The organism is Sphingobium salicis subsp. salicis (assembly GCF_049472635.1).
Classification (GTDB): domain Bacteria; phylum Pseudomonadota; class Alphaproteobacteria; order Sphingomonadales; family Sphingomonadaceae; genus Sphingobium; species Sphingobium yanoikuyae_A.
The window spans coordinates 4,076,052-4,089,210 of record NZ_JAYRCS010000001.1 but is presented as its reverse complement, the minus strand read 5'-3'; the positions used below and the strand labels follow the sequence as shown (position 1 = coordinate 4,089,210).

Sequence of the window (13,159 nt, the reverse complement as noted above, 5' to 3'; positions counted from 1 at the left end):
ATTGAGGCTTTCGTCGTTGAGGGCATGGTCTGATCAGCTATGACTACAAAGCCTCGTCCATCAGCCAACACGCCACCGCTCCCCGTCGTTAAGCCGATGCACCAACGGGAGCATTATATCTGCCTCGTCCCATGCTACGCCATGAACCGGAACCAACGCTCCAGGCGCCATCGCTTGTGCAAAACGCTCGAGATCCATCGCGCTCGCATGCCCGCTCGTATGCATATGCTGGACGCTGGCCCCAGACGCGCCCGCCTGTTTCCATCCGCCCGCCGTGTCTCCCTCATCGAGATAGCCGCGCCAGTTGGAGAAAACAAAAGCGTCGCGCGGCGTGAAGCCCAGGCCCGCACGCGCAAAGTCCCCCAGCATGGAATCGCGTATCATGATGATGTCGGACTGCCCAATCAAAGCCTGGCGTGACGTTGCAAAACCGCTCCGTGCCATTGCATCGAGCCAATCCCGTCGCCCCTGTCGCGCGTAAAGCCGCTGGCCCCCCGGTGTGATCACCACCCGCAAATCGGGCCAGTCCTCGCCAGGAACGGGCAGAGCCGTGCCGGGTCCCATCTGTTGCAGCACATCTGCGCCATAGAGATCGACAACCAGCCGCCGCCCGGTCCGTCGCGCCGCGCGGAAAAGGGTGACGGTCCGGTCGATATTCTGCGCCGACCAGTTGACGAAGACATGGCCCGGCGTCGCGCGGGCCAGCTTCACGAAGGCTCGTTCCAGCGCCCGTTCCGTCATCACCGGCTTGTCGCTACCCAGGTTGGTGCCCTCCATGATCAGCACGTCGATGCTCGTCGGTGGGCGCGCAATCATGGCCTCGACCAGCGCAGACTTGCGGCCATGCAGGCGGAAATCACCGGTATAGAGAATGCGCCGACCCGCACCGTCGATCAGCAGCATATAGGCGTCAGGTGCGCTATGGTCGGTCAGGATCGGAGTGATGGTGAAGGGCCCAACGGGAAAGGGCGCCGACCGGCTGGTCCAGCTGTCGATCGGCCGGGTCAGTCGCGCGCCGAACAATCCGGCCGTCAACCGCATCAGTGCCGCGGTCTTTTCCCCCGCCATCAAAGGCCAGTGCTCGGGCAGTTCGTCGATCAGGCCCCAATGGTCCATATGCGCATGACTGAACAGCACAGTGGCCGGCGCCGTCCGGTCGAGCGTTGCGGGCAGCAGGCCGGTGGCCGCCCGATCTGCATCGAGCGGGCGGCCCGCATCGAGGATAAGCCGGGCACCGCAGGGCGCGATGATTTCGATGCAGGAGCCGCCGATCGTCTGCGTACCCCGGTGAACGATGATCTGGAGGCTCAGGGGCGCTGCTCCCCGACAGGCGCGGGGCCGGTGAGGATGGGGCCGCCCAGCGCGGGCAGGGGCGTGTCCGGTGCCGCCCCATATTCCTGCACGCGGATCTGATGGCTATCGATCGTCAGTCGGGTCAGCTTGGCATGATGGGACTGGACGCCGCCCGCATGGAAACTGTCATGCCGTTTCCCAAGCATCCGGTGCCGTTCTTCATTCAGGGCGCAATAATTGCCGATCACGATCGCCGGGTGGATCATCATGTCGAGCGGCGCATCGGCCCCGGCTTGCCGCCACAACTCCATCGCGTGGCACCCTGTCTTGCCCGTCCGTACCGCCAGATCCAGCAGGGTGGCGGCGGCCCGGCGATAGGCCGCGATGACCTCCGCGCCACGACCGGGGAGATTCAGCCATGCCACATATTGCTTTAGCTGGGAATGGACATGCGGCACGGGACCTGCGGCGCGCACTTCGCCATTGTCGCCGCACTTGGCCTCCCAGAAGGCGATCTGCACGCCCGTGTCATTTCGCTGCAACAGCACCAGGTCCATGCGAGGCGCGACCTTTTTCCAGACGCCCCTGATCTCCTTCTCTGCGTCATGGTCACCGGGCAGGGCCATTTCCAGGTCGATAATCCCCGCATTGGCCCGCACCAGATCGTCGACGAACCGCTTTTCCGCGCCACTATGATGGTCGATGGCCTTACGGACCCAGCCATCCAGCAGGCTGTCCGGCAAATGGGCCAGCACCATGCCGGCAAATTCAACATAATCTCCGCGCCTGCGGCCCAGCGCCTTCTCCTCGCCCAGATATTTATGATGCACGTCCAGCCGCACCCGGCCCGCCGCGAGGCTTATCCGGGCGACCGATTGGCCCATGGCATAGATGTTGAGATAGCCCGCCCGCACCGCCAGCCGCAGGCCATGGTCGGTCGGTGCTGCATCGGGGCCGGGCAATTGCCACTGGTCCATCAACTGGCGAAGGAGGGGAATGGTGGGCAGTTGCTTGATCAACTTGTCCGAATCGAAAGAGCGTTCAAATCTGGTCATGGGCTGACTCTGCTTCATCGATACGACAGGATCGGACGTGGGTGTCATCCTGTCCGTGGCTTCCTATCTGATCCTCCTTTACGCCGCGTATATGGACGCACACGACCGTTTCTGTCGTTATTGCACCGATACTGACCCTTAACGCCGCTGCATTAAGGAGTTCGCATGACTCGCCATTCCCTCTCCAAATCCCGTATCGCCGCCTATGAACAATGCCCGCGCAAGCTGTGGCTGGCCACGCATCGGCCCGAACTGGCGGAGGAGGATGCCGGTGCGCAGGCGCGCTATGCATCGGGCCATGCGGTGGGGGACGAAGCCTGTCGCCAGTCACCCGGTGGCGTGATGGTGGAAGCCGTGCCAAACCTGTCGGCGGCAGTGCGGACCACGGCGGACCTGCTGGCTGCGGGCCATGACGCGCCCATTTACGAGGCGACCTTTGTCCATAACGGCGTGCTGGTGCGATGCGATATATTGGAGCCGCGCGGCGACGGCACATGGCATATGGCGGAGGTCAAGAACTCGACAGTCGCCAAGGCAGAGCATGTGCGCGATCTGGCGACCCAGCTGTGGGTCGCGCGCGGGGCCGGCGTACCGATCGGCAGCGCCGCGATCCGCCATCTCGACCGTGATTTCCGTCTGCCCGAAGATGGCGACCTGACCGGCCTGTTCACCGACAGCGACCAGACTAGCGACATCGCGCCGATCGTGGCGGAGCGGGGCGCGCTGGTGGCAGACATTCGCACCATGTTGGCGGGGGACGAGCCAGACTGCGTAACTGGGACGCATTGCACCAGCCCCTATCATTGTCCGTTCCAGGTCCATTGCCTTTCCACGCAGCCGGCCGCTGCCGAATGGCCGGTGGCCATACTGCCGTACGGCGGTGGTAATCGTCTTGCCGCCTTGGGTCATGACGACCTGACGCAGGTGCCGCCCGCGCTGCTGACAAACCCGACGCATCGCCGCATCCAGCATGCCACCATCAGTGGGCAGCCGCAGCATGATGTGGAGGGCGCGCGGGCAGTCATGGCGGATTGGGTCTATCCACGGATCTGGCTGGATTTCGAAACGGTGAGCGAGGGGATACCGCGCTGGGCCGGTTGTCGCCCCTGGCAACAGGTGCCGTTTCAGTTTTCCGCCCATGTCGAACAGGCCGATGGCGCGATGAGCCATGTCGAATTTCTGCAGATGGACGGCACCGACCCGCGCCGGGCCTGTGCGCTGGCGTTGTTGGATCTGCCAGAGAAGGGCGCGGTGATCGCCTGGTATGCCAGTTTCGAGAAGGGCCGGATCAAGGAGCTGGCGAAGGATTTTCCGGATCTCGCGCCGGGTCTGCTCGCGCTGGCGGATCGGGTCGTCGACCTGCTGCCGGTGGCGCGTGATCATTGGTATCATCGCAACCAGCGCGGGAGCTGGTCGATCAAGGCTGTGTTGCCGACCATCGCGCCGCAGATGAGCTATCTTTCGCTGGAGGTGAAAGATGGCGGGCAGGCGCAACAGGCCTATTGGGAAGCGATTTCCCCCGACACCATGCCCGCGCGCCGCGCCCTGCTGGAACAGGGGCTGCGCCTCTATTGCGGGCGCGATACCGAAGCGATGATGGTCGTCGCCCGCGTGCTGGTGGGGGAGGACCCGTTGCCCGATGCAGCATGATCGCCGAGGCTCGGCATTATCCTTTTCTCAAAATATCGGCGGCAAGAAGATGGCTAGCCAAGCAGGGAGGCGCATTAGCATATGATTCAGGGGTCTGTTGTCTGGAATGAAGCAAACTGCTTCCTCCATAGACTTTATGAGGAAATTTACGGCGATTTCATTCCGCCGTCGCTGACTATCAATGGCGTGGTTCATCACCCCCGGAGCGTGGCCGATATTGTGCGTCTTCATGTCGACGATACGCCGGTACTGGGCGACTGGAAGACGCTCTATCACGTCTATGTCTTCAACATCGCCAATTTCAGCGGTCGAAAGTCGGTTGTTCCGGAAAAGCTGCGAAGGAAAATTTCACGCGCCATCCTGTTCAATGTTTCCGATCTGGCCAGCGCTCTGGCGCGGATGGGCGGGCGTGAAGACATGCATGATGGTGTCAGCGCGATAGCCAATCGCCTGCACGCACGACATGCCTTCAAATCGGGCGCCAATCCAAATAGCCGCCCATGGCAGGAATGCGTCAAGGGTTTTGCTGACGGGCTTGGTTGGCTCGCTGATCTGGAAAGGCGCTACCCCGCACCGGCAGATTGGGTGGCATCGCAGATCGAACAGGAGAGGCTTGGTGCCATTGATGCTGATGCTGCCTGGGCCATGGCGCAGGTGATCGCATCCCGCCGGGGTGCTGAAAAACTGACTTATATGGGCCCCGCGCTCAGCCTCAATTTCCTCAAGGATATCGGCCTGCAATCCTTTGTGAAGCCGGACACGCATATCCTGGGCCTGACCGGCAGCATAATCGGTACGAAAGAGGTCGAGCGTGCTTTTCGCGAACTGATCGGTTGGGCCAATGCGGCGAATATCTGGCCGCGTAGTCTCGATCGGGCACTCTGGCTGATCGGGAGTGGGGATTTCCATTATCTCAGCAAGGCGGATGGCCACCACCGCCGGGCGTCGGGTGACACGAGCGCAAGGCGAAACGACTTCGCAAATATCGTCCGCGCCCGGCATGGTCTGGCGCCGTTGCCGCCGGTCGCACCCAAGGCCAAGGGACGCAAGAAGGGGGCATGTGGCCAAGGTGGGCATTCCCCCGCTCATCTGGCGCTTGCCTGATCTGCGACCAGATCTGACGTAGCCATGCCGCTTAAGGGCGGCGTGGCTATACCCTTTCAACTCCGCCGCCGGCGTCGCGCCGGTCCGCCCTCCCTGGGCCTCGCTCCACAGGAAGGCGCGCATCTGCGCCATGCCTTTGCCAGTCTCACCCATCGCCTTTCCGACCAGCAGCTACGCTTTGCCGGGCCGGACCTGTTCCGTTTCCTTGTGGAGCGCGGCGCGTTGATGGGCATCGATCCGGGCGAGGGGGTGCCCCCCGATAACCCGGCCGATTATCCGGCGCTCCTGCGGACGCTGGCACAGCCACCCGGCGCAGCGCCCGCGCCGACCGAACTGGATGCACGCATCACCTGGCTGGGGGACCGCCTGAAGCTGGACGCGCGCGATGGCGCTTTGCTGGCGGTGTTCGCACGCAATGCCCTGTTTGAAAGCTGGCGCGCGCTGGCGCAGGCGGCGCCGATGGGCGGTCACCCCCTGACCGTGCCGATCCTAGGGCTGCTGGGCGATGTGTCGGCGATCGACATCGAAAACCGGCTGGAGCCGGGCAGCCGGCTGTTGCGGTCCGGCTTGATCGAGGATGCCGGTGATGGCGATTTCAATGCGGGCCGCCTGCTCAAGCGGATCGCGCGGGCGCAGGGCAGCGACCCGGATCGCCTGTCCGCGCTGCTGATGCCGGTGGCGCCGCCATCGACCCTGCAATGGGATGATTTCGCGCATCTGGGGCCGCTGTGCGATCTGGCGTTCGACCTGCTGGACGGCGCCCGGCGGGCGGAACAGGGGGTCAGCCTGCTGCTGCATGGTGCGCCCGGCACCGGCAAGAGCGAATTTGCGCGGGTGCTGGCCGACCGGCTCGGCTGGCAGGCGGTCATCGCCGGGGCGATGGACGAGGAAGGCGGGGAGCCGCATCGGAGCGAACGGCTGGCGCATCTCAACATGTTGCGCGGCATGACGCCGCCCGGCGCGCGCCGCCTCATCATCGTCGATGAGGCCGACGACCTGTTCCTGCCGGGGTGGGAGACGGCGCGCAACCGCAACAGCCTGTCCAAATATTGGATGAACCAACTGGTCGAAAATCCGGGCGCGGCGATCATCTGGCTCACCAATGATGCGCGGGGCATGGGCGAAAGCATTGTGCGGCGCATGACGCTGGCGTTGCGTTTCGACCTGCCCACGCGCGCCGTGCGCGAACGGGTGTTGCGGCGTCATGCCGACGCCGCAGGGCTGGCGCTGGACGATCATGCGATCACCCGTCTGTCCGCTTTGCCCGCCGCCCCGGCCGTGCTGGCGGGCGCAGCCAGTGTCGGCAGCCTGACCGGCAGCGGCCTTGATGGCGTGCAACGTGCGGGGGAAAGCATCCTGACGGCTCTGGGCAAGCATCTGCCCCCTGAAACCGGGCCGTCCGGTCCCTATGATCCGGCCCTGTCCCATGCCGACACGGATCTGGACGCGCTGGCTCAGCGCCTCTCTTGCGCACCCGAACGGGGCTGGAGCCTCCTGCTGTCCGGTCCGTCGGGCACCGGCAAGTCGGCCTTTGCCCGCCACCTTGGCGCGCGGCTGGGGATCGATGTGGAGGCAGTGCGCGCCAGCGACCTCCTGTCGCCCTATGTCGGTGAGACGGAAGCCCGCATCTGCGCCGCCTTCCGCCGTTGCGGCGAAACGGGGACGCTGCTGCTGCTCGACGAAGCGGACAGCTTCCTGTTCGATCGACAGGGCACGACACGCAGTTGGGAATGCGGCATGGTCAATGAGATGTTGCGGAGCATGGAGGCATTGCGCGCGCCCTTCATCGCGACGACCAACCTGATCGACCGGATGGACCCGGCGACGCAGCGGCGCTTCACCTTGCGCGTTTCCTTCCAGAGCCTGCCGCGGCAGCAGGCGGCGACCCTGTTCGCGCGCTATTTCGACAAGGCAATGCCCGAACCGCTGGCGGACGGGCTGACGCCCGGCGATTTCGCGGTGGTGGCGCATCGTGCGCGGCTGCTGGGCGAGGCGCGCCCTGCTATGCTGTACGACTGGTTGCTGGCGGAGCGTGATGCGCGCGGGCCGGAACGGGGGCGAATGGGCTTTTGCCCGGACGGCATGGCCTGACGCAAAAATACGTCCGTTTCTGTCGCATAGAAGCGGCATGTTTTTCCCACGGCAACCATGTGGGAGACGATGTGAACGACAGGGACAATGATATGCTCGGGTGGATCGGTGCGGGCATCGCCTTTGCCCTGATGATGCAGGTCGCGCCCTTCCGTTGGGCGGTCTATGCGCTGATGCTGTGGCTGGCCGCCTTGGCGGCGCAGGACTGGATGAGCGAACATCAACTGCCGCCCGGCGACCAGGCGGTCGAGTGGCGGCTAGACCGGGAAGAGGCACAGTCCGACATGGGCGCGGCGCAGCAACTCTACAGCGTCGGGGGATGGGTGCAGAACCGGGGAAGCGAGGCGCTGGAAAGCGCCGTACTGAAGGGACGGCTCTACGAATGCGCTTCGCCTGACAATCCGATCGGGCGCTGCGTGCCGGTGGCGGAGAGTCGCGACCTGCTCACGCTGGACCTCAAGCCCGGTTTCCGCACGCATTTCACCGTCTACCCCAGCTTTCGCGGCGCGGGCGGCCCCAATCCTCGCGTGACATGGACGCTGGCAGACGTGGTCGCCGACCGGGACTGGGATCTGGATTGAAGCAGTCTGGCGATTCAGCCTTTATTTTCAAATCTTTCCTATCTTGATGACACAGCCTAAACCTCAAAGGAGACAACATGCCCCTGACCAAGACCGATGTTGAACTGGCGATTCTCTTCTACCCCATCCTGGTGGAGCTGGCCCAGCGTGGCGTGACCGACAATTATGAGAATATCGCCGATACCGTGCGCCGGTTGCATCCTGACAATGATTATGCGGCGCGCTGCCATCACCGTGGCGTCGGGCGTCGACTGGATGTGATCCGCCGGGAATTCACCGCGCCTAGAAATCTCCCGGTGCTGGCCGCGCTGGGCGTGAACAAGGCCAGCGGACGACCGGGCTTCGCCTTTGAGGGCGATTTTGAAACGCTGTGTACGGAGGCTTATGGCTTTAACTGGTCCAGTGTCGAGGACGCCTTCCAGGAACAGTCCGAAATCTGGAAGAAGATGATCGCACCGCGCGTGAAACGAACGGAGAAGGAAGCGATCCAGATGATGTGGGATTATGCCAAGGTGCATGGCGCGGCGTTCGACAAGCAGGTCAGTGCATGCCGTGACGACATCATCGCGCTCATCAGGCAGGGGGAAGAAGCCGAAGATGCCTATGAGATGGCCGCAGGCCATTATCGCAAGGGGAACTGACCCGCTGGCATCCGGCCGTTTCCACATCCGGACGGATGCCGCCAAGAACGACCGTATTAGGCGGCGACCATCCTCGATGCCAGCGCCGCCCGCTCGCGCATCATGGTGACCAGCGCGGCAGGCTCCTCGATCACCAGTTCGCCCGCCCAGCTGAACAGATGGTCGGTCAGTTCGCGCAGGCCGCCCGCGCGGAAACGGATGCACAGGCCACCATCGGGCAGTTCCTCCACGCTTTGCGTCGCATGGAAGCGCCAGCCGCGCGCCCGGTCGACCCCTTCGGGCAATATCCGCAGCCGGATGTCATAGGGGTCTTCGCGCCAGACGCCGAAGCTGGTCGACAGCCAGGCGCTGATGTCCCAATCCTCCGGCGCACAGCCGGGCCGGTCGCTGATCCGCGCATTGGTGATGCGGTCGAGACGGAAATAGGTCGGTTCCCGGTCGGGCATCTTGCCGATCAGATAGCTGAGCGGCCCATGCACCAGGCCATAAGGAATGACGCGGCGCCATTTCGGTTCGGTGCGCGGATGGGCGGCATAGTCGAATTCCACGCATTGCCCGGCCATGATCGCGCCCTGCATCACGTCCAGCACGCCGGGGGGAACCGGCGCGCGCGGGCCGGGTGCGGCGATCATCTGCTGCGCCCGGGTCAGCGCATCCAGGTCCGGGTCCATGCGCCGCTTTTCCCGGTCGTCTAGCGCGCCTCGCACCTTGGCAAGCAGGGCGGCCAGCGGCGCGGCGCGCACGTCGCGCCCCGCACTCTGATGCGCCAGCACTTCGGCCTGCAAGGCGGCGACTTCCGCGGCGGTAGGCCTAGTGTATACTCGGCGGAGACTGTCTCGAATGATAAATCGTTTGTGACGTTCATCTTGTCGCTCATCTAGATCAAAATGCAGTGCTACGATGTCTCGCATTCGTTCCGCTGTACGACGATTAACACCGAGATAGGCGGCCATTTCATCGAGGGTCATGCCCTCGCTGCTTTCGGACAGCGCGTGAATCAACAACATGACACGATCCAGTTTTGCCATTCGTAAAGTCATTTTTTCTCGTTTCAGTGGTGACGAAAATGGTCGTGTTTTATATGTCGTGCGGACTGGATAAAGCAGTCATTTATTATCTGCTGGAGCAATCATTCAGCAGAGCAATGGCAATACGCTACGAGTGGATTTACACTGATCCAAAAGTGACACGATATGATGATTTGTCAGTGTGAAACGGGTTCTACAGCGGTGGAACTCGGCTCCCGCAACCAACACAACACACGCACACGCCGCCTCGGATCTCCCCAAGGCGGCTTTTTTGTGGCCGCGCCCTACCAAAAAAGCGGAAGCGACCTGGGACCAACCACTCCGCCAGGCCAGTAGCTGATCTCCGCATCAGACCGAACCGCAAAGTCAGGAATGCGCCGCAGCCACTCCTGCAACGCAACCTTCACCTCCAGACGCGCCAAATGCGCACCAATGCAGCTATGCACCCCGCCGGCAAAGGCCAGAATCGGCTTGCGTGGCCGGTTGAAGTCCACACGGGTCGGATCGGGAAAGACGTCCGGGTCATAGTTGCAGGCGGGCAGGATGCTGTTGAACTTGTCGCCCTTCTTCATCTGCACCCCACGCATTTCCAGATCCTGGGTAAGAGTCCGGCCGGAAAAGGTGACGGAAAAGACCCGCAGCAATTCCTCCACCTGGGCATTGATCTGGTCGGGATGGGCGATGATCTCGCGCCGCCGATCGGGATTTTCCGCCAGCCATAGCCAGATATTGTTGAGCGTCGCGAACACCGTGTCGAGCCCGGCGATGAACAGGAAGAAGGTGAAGCCGAAAATCTCCCGCTCGCTCAGCGGTTCGCCGCCGGGCCGCGCCTGGATGATCGTACTGATGACGCCGTCATCGGGCCTCGCCGTCTTCTCGACGATCACCTGCGCCAGATAGGCTTCGATCCCGCGCATGGCGAGGCCGGCGGTCATGCGATCCTGCGAATGAAGCAGGTCGACCGCCCAGCCGACGAAGGTATCGCGCATCTCCTGCGGCAGGCCCATCAGGTCGAGGAAGATCGACACCGGCAGCGGTCGGCCGAAGGCGGTGGTGAATTCCACTTCGCCGGCATCGATGAAGCTGTCGATCAGGTCGTTGGTCAGGCGACGCATATAGGCTTCAAGCCGCAACACGCTTTGCGGCGAAAAGGTCGAATCGAGGATCGCGCGATATTTGCGATGATGCGGCGGATCGATCTCCAGCGGAATGAAATGGAAATAATTATTGGGATCGCGCGGGAAGGGGGTGGCCCCGGCGGTGGTGAAATATTCCGGGTGGCGCAACGCGAAGAAGGCATCCTCATGCTTGATCGTACACCAGCTGTTCCCGATCAGCGGATTGACGCTGTAGAAGATCGGCGGATGCGTCTCGTGCAGTTTCGCCATGAAGGCGTGGGGCGCGGCGAGAAATTCCGGGCCGGTGGTCAGGCCGATCTCGCGCACCAGTTCGGGCGGGACATGGGCCGGAATGTCCATCACCGGCGTCGCTTGAGTGGTTGCCATGATCCGGCTCCTCAATATTGCGCGGCGGGCAGATGGACGACCAGCCCGTCGAGCGCGTCGCTGACGACGATCTGGCAGCCAAGGCGGCTGCTCGGGCGACGCTCACTGGCGGTGCATTCGAGCATGTCCAGCTCGGTCTGCGCAGGCGCGGGCAGCCGGTCGGCCCAATCCTCCTCGACATAGCAATGGCAGGTCGCGCAGGCGAGGCCGCCGCCGCATTCGCCGACCATGCCGTCGAGCCCCTCGTTGAGCGCCGCGCGCATCAGATTCTCGCCCGTCGGCACATCGATCCGATGCTCCGCACCGCTGGCCTCGACAAAGAGGACCGTCGCCATCGCACTCTCCCATATATCTTCGTGATGAGAACATTGTTCTCAAGGCTGGCACTATAGTCGCGGGCTGCTAGATGGAAAGCGATTATTGCAGAGAGGATCGCCGACCATGTACCGGGTGCCGCAGACCGACGACGCGATCACGGAACTGGACGATCGCAACCAGCAGATCGTCGCCGCCGCCTATGATCTGCTCGACGAGGAAGGGCTGGAAGGGCTGACGATCCGTGCCGTATTGCAGCGCACCGGGCTCGCCCGTCGGGCGCTGTACGATCGCTTTGCGGGCAAGGACGATCTGGTCCTGGCGGTGTTTGCCCATACGCTCCGCCGCGCAGCGGAACAGTTCGGCGAACAGGTGCGTGACCTGCCGGACCCGCTGGCGCGCTTGCATCATATCGTGACGGCCATTGTCATCGGTCGTGCAGCCATTGATGGCGATTGGCAAGGCGGCCAGCGCCGGAGCGCGGCGCTCAGCCGTGAGCATCTGCGCCTGGCGGAGGCGCGTCCGGTCGAACTGCAAAAGGCGGTGAGCCCGCTCATCGACCTAATTGCCACGATCCTGTCCGACGGCATGGCCGAGGGGCAGGTCCGCGCAGGACCGCCATCGTGGATGGCGCTGCTCGTCTATAACCTCGTCTCGACCACCGTCCACAGCCAGTTGCTTGCCGAGGAGGCCGCCATTCCCGACCGCCAGCGCCGATCCGAACTGGCGGTCGAGATATGGGAATTTTGCCGCCGGGCGATCGCGGCCTAGCGCGCCAGCTTCAGCCGATCGCGGAAGAAGGCGGTCATTACGTCGAAGGCCTCGCGCGATTCCGGCAGGGCGGGATCGTAGAAAAAGGCATGGCCCAGCCCATCCCACATATGCAGGTCGGCATCGACCCCGGCCTTGATCAGTTCGCGATGGGTATTGACGGTCGCGCTCATTTCGAAGGCGCGGGTGCCGGTGATCAGCAGCGTCGGCGGAAACAGTTTCAGCGTGGCCGGCGCCAGCGCCGGAGACACCAGCGGATCGCTGCGATCGACACCCTTGAAATAGGCGCGGACATCGTCGCGCGGCGGCAGCGCCTGGAAGGGCCGGGCAAAGCTCTGGCTGTCGCCGCCCCAGCGCGCATCGCCCGAGGCGCAGAAAATGCCGATCGCACCGGGCAGCGGCAGCTTCTCATGGATGAACCAGGCGATCGCCTCGGCCGTCAGCAGTCCCCCGGCCGAACAGCCGAAGATGCCGATATCCTGCGGCTGGTAGGTCTTGAGCAGTTCGCGATAGACCTTGGTCACATCCTCGGTCGCGGCGGGCCAGACCGTCTCTGGCGCCTGGCGGTAGGTGATGGAGAGGATCTCCACCCCGGCCAGCCCCGCGAGCGGGATCGATTCCATCATGCCGGTGCCGCCGGCCACGCCCATGACGAAGCCGCCGCCCGGCAGGTTGAGCAATATCTTCCTGCGGTTGCCCGGTGCGACGCCAGCCGCCGGGGTCGCACGAACGGCCGCTATGCCGGCGATCTGTTCCTCGCGCGTCGTCACCTTGTACATTGCCTTCAGCGCATCGATGCGCGGCGCGACCAGTTGCGGCATGCGCTGGCGCAGCGCACCGGCCTGCCCGGCGGCGACCGCGCGCATCATCGGCTCTTCGGGATCGGTCGGCGTGCGCGGCAGCGCTTTCTTCGCCGCCTCGCTCAGATAGATGGAGGGCGGCAGGCGAAAGCCGGGAACATGGACCGTGCCATCCGGCTCGATCGTGCCGGAAGCCGGCGGGCTATCGGACTGTGGCGTCTGGGCCGGTGCCGTCCCGGCCAGGGCCAGCAGGACAAACGGCAAGGCGAATCGCATCGTCATGAACATCGCTCCTCTCCATCTTATATTATGATATATAACATAT

The 13,159-nt window shown here is 63.7% G+C and carries 12 protein-coding genes; 6 read left to right on the top strand and 6 right to left on the bottom strand.

Going from position 1 to position 13,159, the window contains the following annotated elements:
• Nucleotides 1–60: 60 nt before the first annotated feature.
• Both VHN57_RS19770 and VHN57_RS19765 read right to left on the bottom strand, forming a co-directional pair.
• On the bottom strand, nt 61–1,251 hold the full coding sequence (locus tag VHN57_RS19770; protein WP_423286066.1) for an MBL fold metallo-hydrolase: 1,191 nt from the start codon (nt 1,249–1,251) through the stop codon (nt 61–63).
• Between the two features lie 56 nt (nt 1,252–1,307).
• Nucleotides 1,308–2,348 (bottom strand): hypothetical protein, encoded by a 1,041-nt coding sequence (locus VHN57_RS19765; protein ID WP_423284995.1) that lies wholly within the window; start codon nt 2,346–2,348, stop codon nt 1,308–1,310.
• Between the two features lie 165 nt (nt 2,349–2,513).
• Here VHN57_RS19765 and VHN57_RS19760 point away from each other — a divergent pair, with 165 nt between their 5' ends.
• The 5 genes from VHN57_RS19760 to VHN57_RS19740 all read left to right on the top strand — a co-directional run bounded on the left by VHN57_RS19760 (nt 2,514) and on the right by VHN57_RS19740 (nt 8,415).
• Nucleotides 2,514–3,998: a DUF2779 domain-containing protein gene (locus VHN57_RS19760; protein WP_278985690.1), complete on the top strand. Its 1,485-nt coding sequence runs from the start codon at nt 2,514–2,516 to the stop codon at nt 3,996–3,998.
• Nucleotides 3,999–4,079: 81 nt separating this feature from the next.
• A complete protein-coding gene (locus VHN57_RS19755; RefSeq protein WP_278985691.1) occupies nt 4,080–5,102 on the top strand; it encodes a hypothetical protein in 1,023 nt (340 codons plus the stop codon).
• Between the two features lie 42 nt (nt 5,103–5,144).
• Entirely contained in the window at nt 5,145–7,193 is a 2,049-nt protein-coding gene (locus VHN57_RS19750) for an AAA family ATPase (protein ID WP_278985692.1), read from the top strand.
• Nucleotides 7,194–7,285: 92 nt separating this feature from the next.
• Nucleotides 7,286–7,774: a hypothetical protein gene (locus VHN57_RS19745; protein WP_423284992.1), complete on the top strand. Its 489-nt coding sequence runs from the start codon at nt 7,286–7,288 to the stop codon at nt 7,772–7,774.
• Between the two features lie 77 nt (nt 7,775–7,851).
• A complete protein-coding gene (locus VHN57_RS19740; RefSeq protein WP_278985694.1) occupies nt 7,852–8,415 on the top strand; it encodes a hypothetical protein in 564 nt (187 codons plus the stop codon).
• Between the two features lie 56 nt (nt 8,416–8,471).
• On the opposite strand, the gene VHN57_RS19735 is transcribed toward VHN57_RS19740, so the two are convergent.
• The 3 genes from VHN57_RS19735 to VHN57_RS19725 form a co-directional block, all read right to left on the bottom strand.
• Nucleotides 8,472–9,200 (bottom strand): helix-turn-helix transcriptional regulator, encoded by a 729-nt coding sequence (locus VHN57_RS19735; RefSeq protein ID WP_278985695.1) that lies wholly within the window; start codon nt 9,198–9,200, stop codon nt 8,472–8,474.
• Between the two features lie 527 nt (nt 9,201–9,727).
• A complete protein-coding gene (locus VHN57_RS19730; RefSeq protein WP_278984733.1) occupies nt 9,728–10,948 on the bottom strand; it encodes a cytochrome P450 in 1,221 nt (406 codons plus the stop codon).
• 11 nt (nt 10,949–10,959) lie between these two features.
• Nucleotides 10,960–11,283 carry a 2Fe-2S iron-sulfur cluster-binding protein gene (locus VHN57_RS19725; protein WP_125999249.1) on the bottom strand — a complete coding sequence of 108 codons (324 nt, stop codon included), beginning with the start codon at nt 11,281–11,283 and terminating at the stop codon, nt 10,960–10,962.
• A 106-nt stretch (nt 11,284–11,389) separates the two neighbouring features.
• Here VHN57_RS19725 and VHN57_RS19720 point away from each other — a divergent pair, with 106 nt between their 5' ends.
• Nucleotides 11,390–12,034, top strand: coding sequence for a TetR/AcrR family transcriptional regulator (locus VHN57_RS19720; protein ID WP_004209121.1), 645 nt, complete (start codon nt 11,390–11,392; stop codon nt 12,032–12,034).
• On the opposite strand, the gene VHN57_RS19715 is transcribed toward VHN57_RS19720, so the two are convergent.
• Complete coding sequence (locus VHN57_RS19715) at nt 12,031–13,116, bottom strand: alpha/beta hydrolase fold domain-containing protein (protein WP_278984730.1); 1,086 nt, start codon at nt 13,114–13,116, stop codon at nt 12,031–12,033. The genes VHN57_RS19720 and VHN57_RS19715 overlap by 4 nt on opposite strands.
• Nucleotides 13,117–13,159 lie beyond the last annotated feature (43 nt).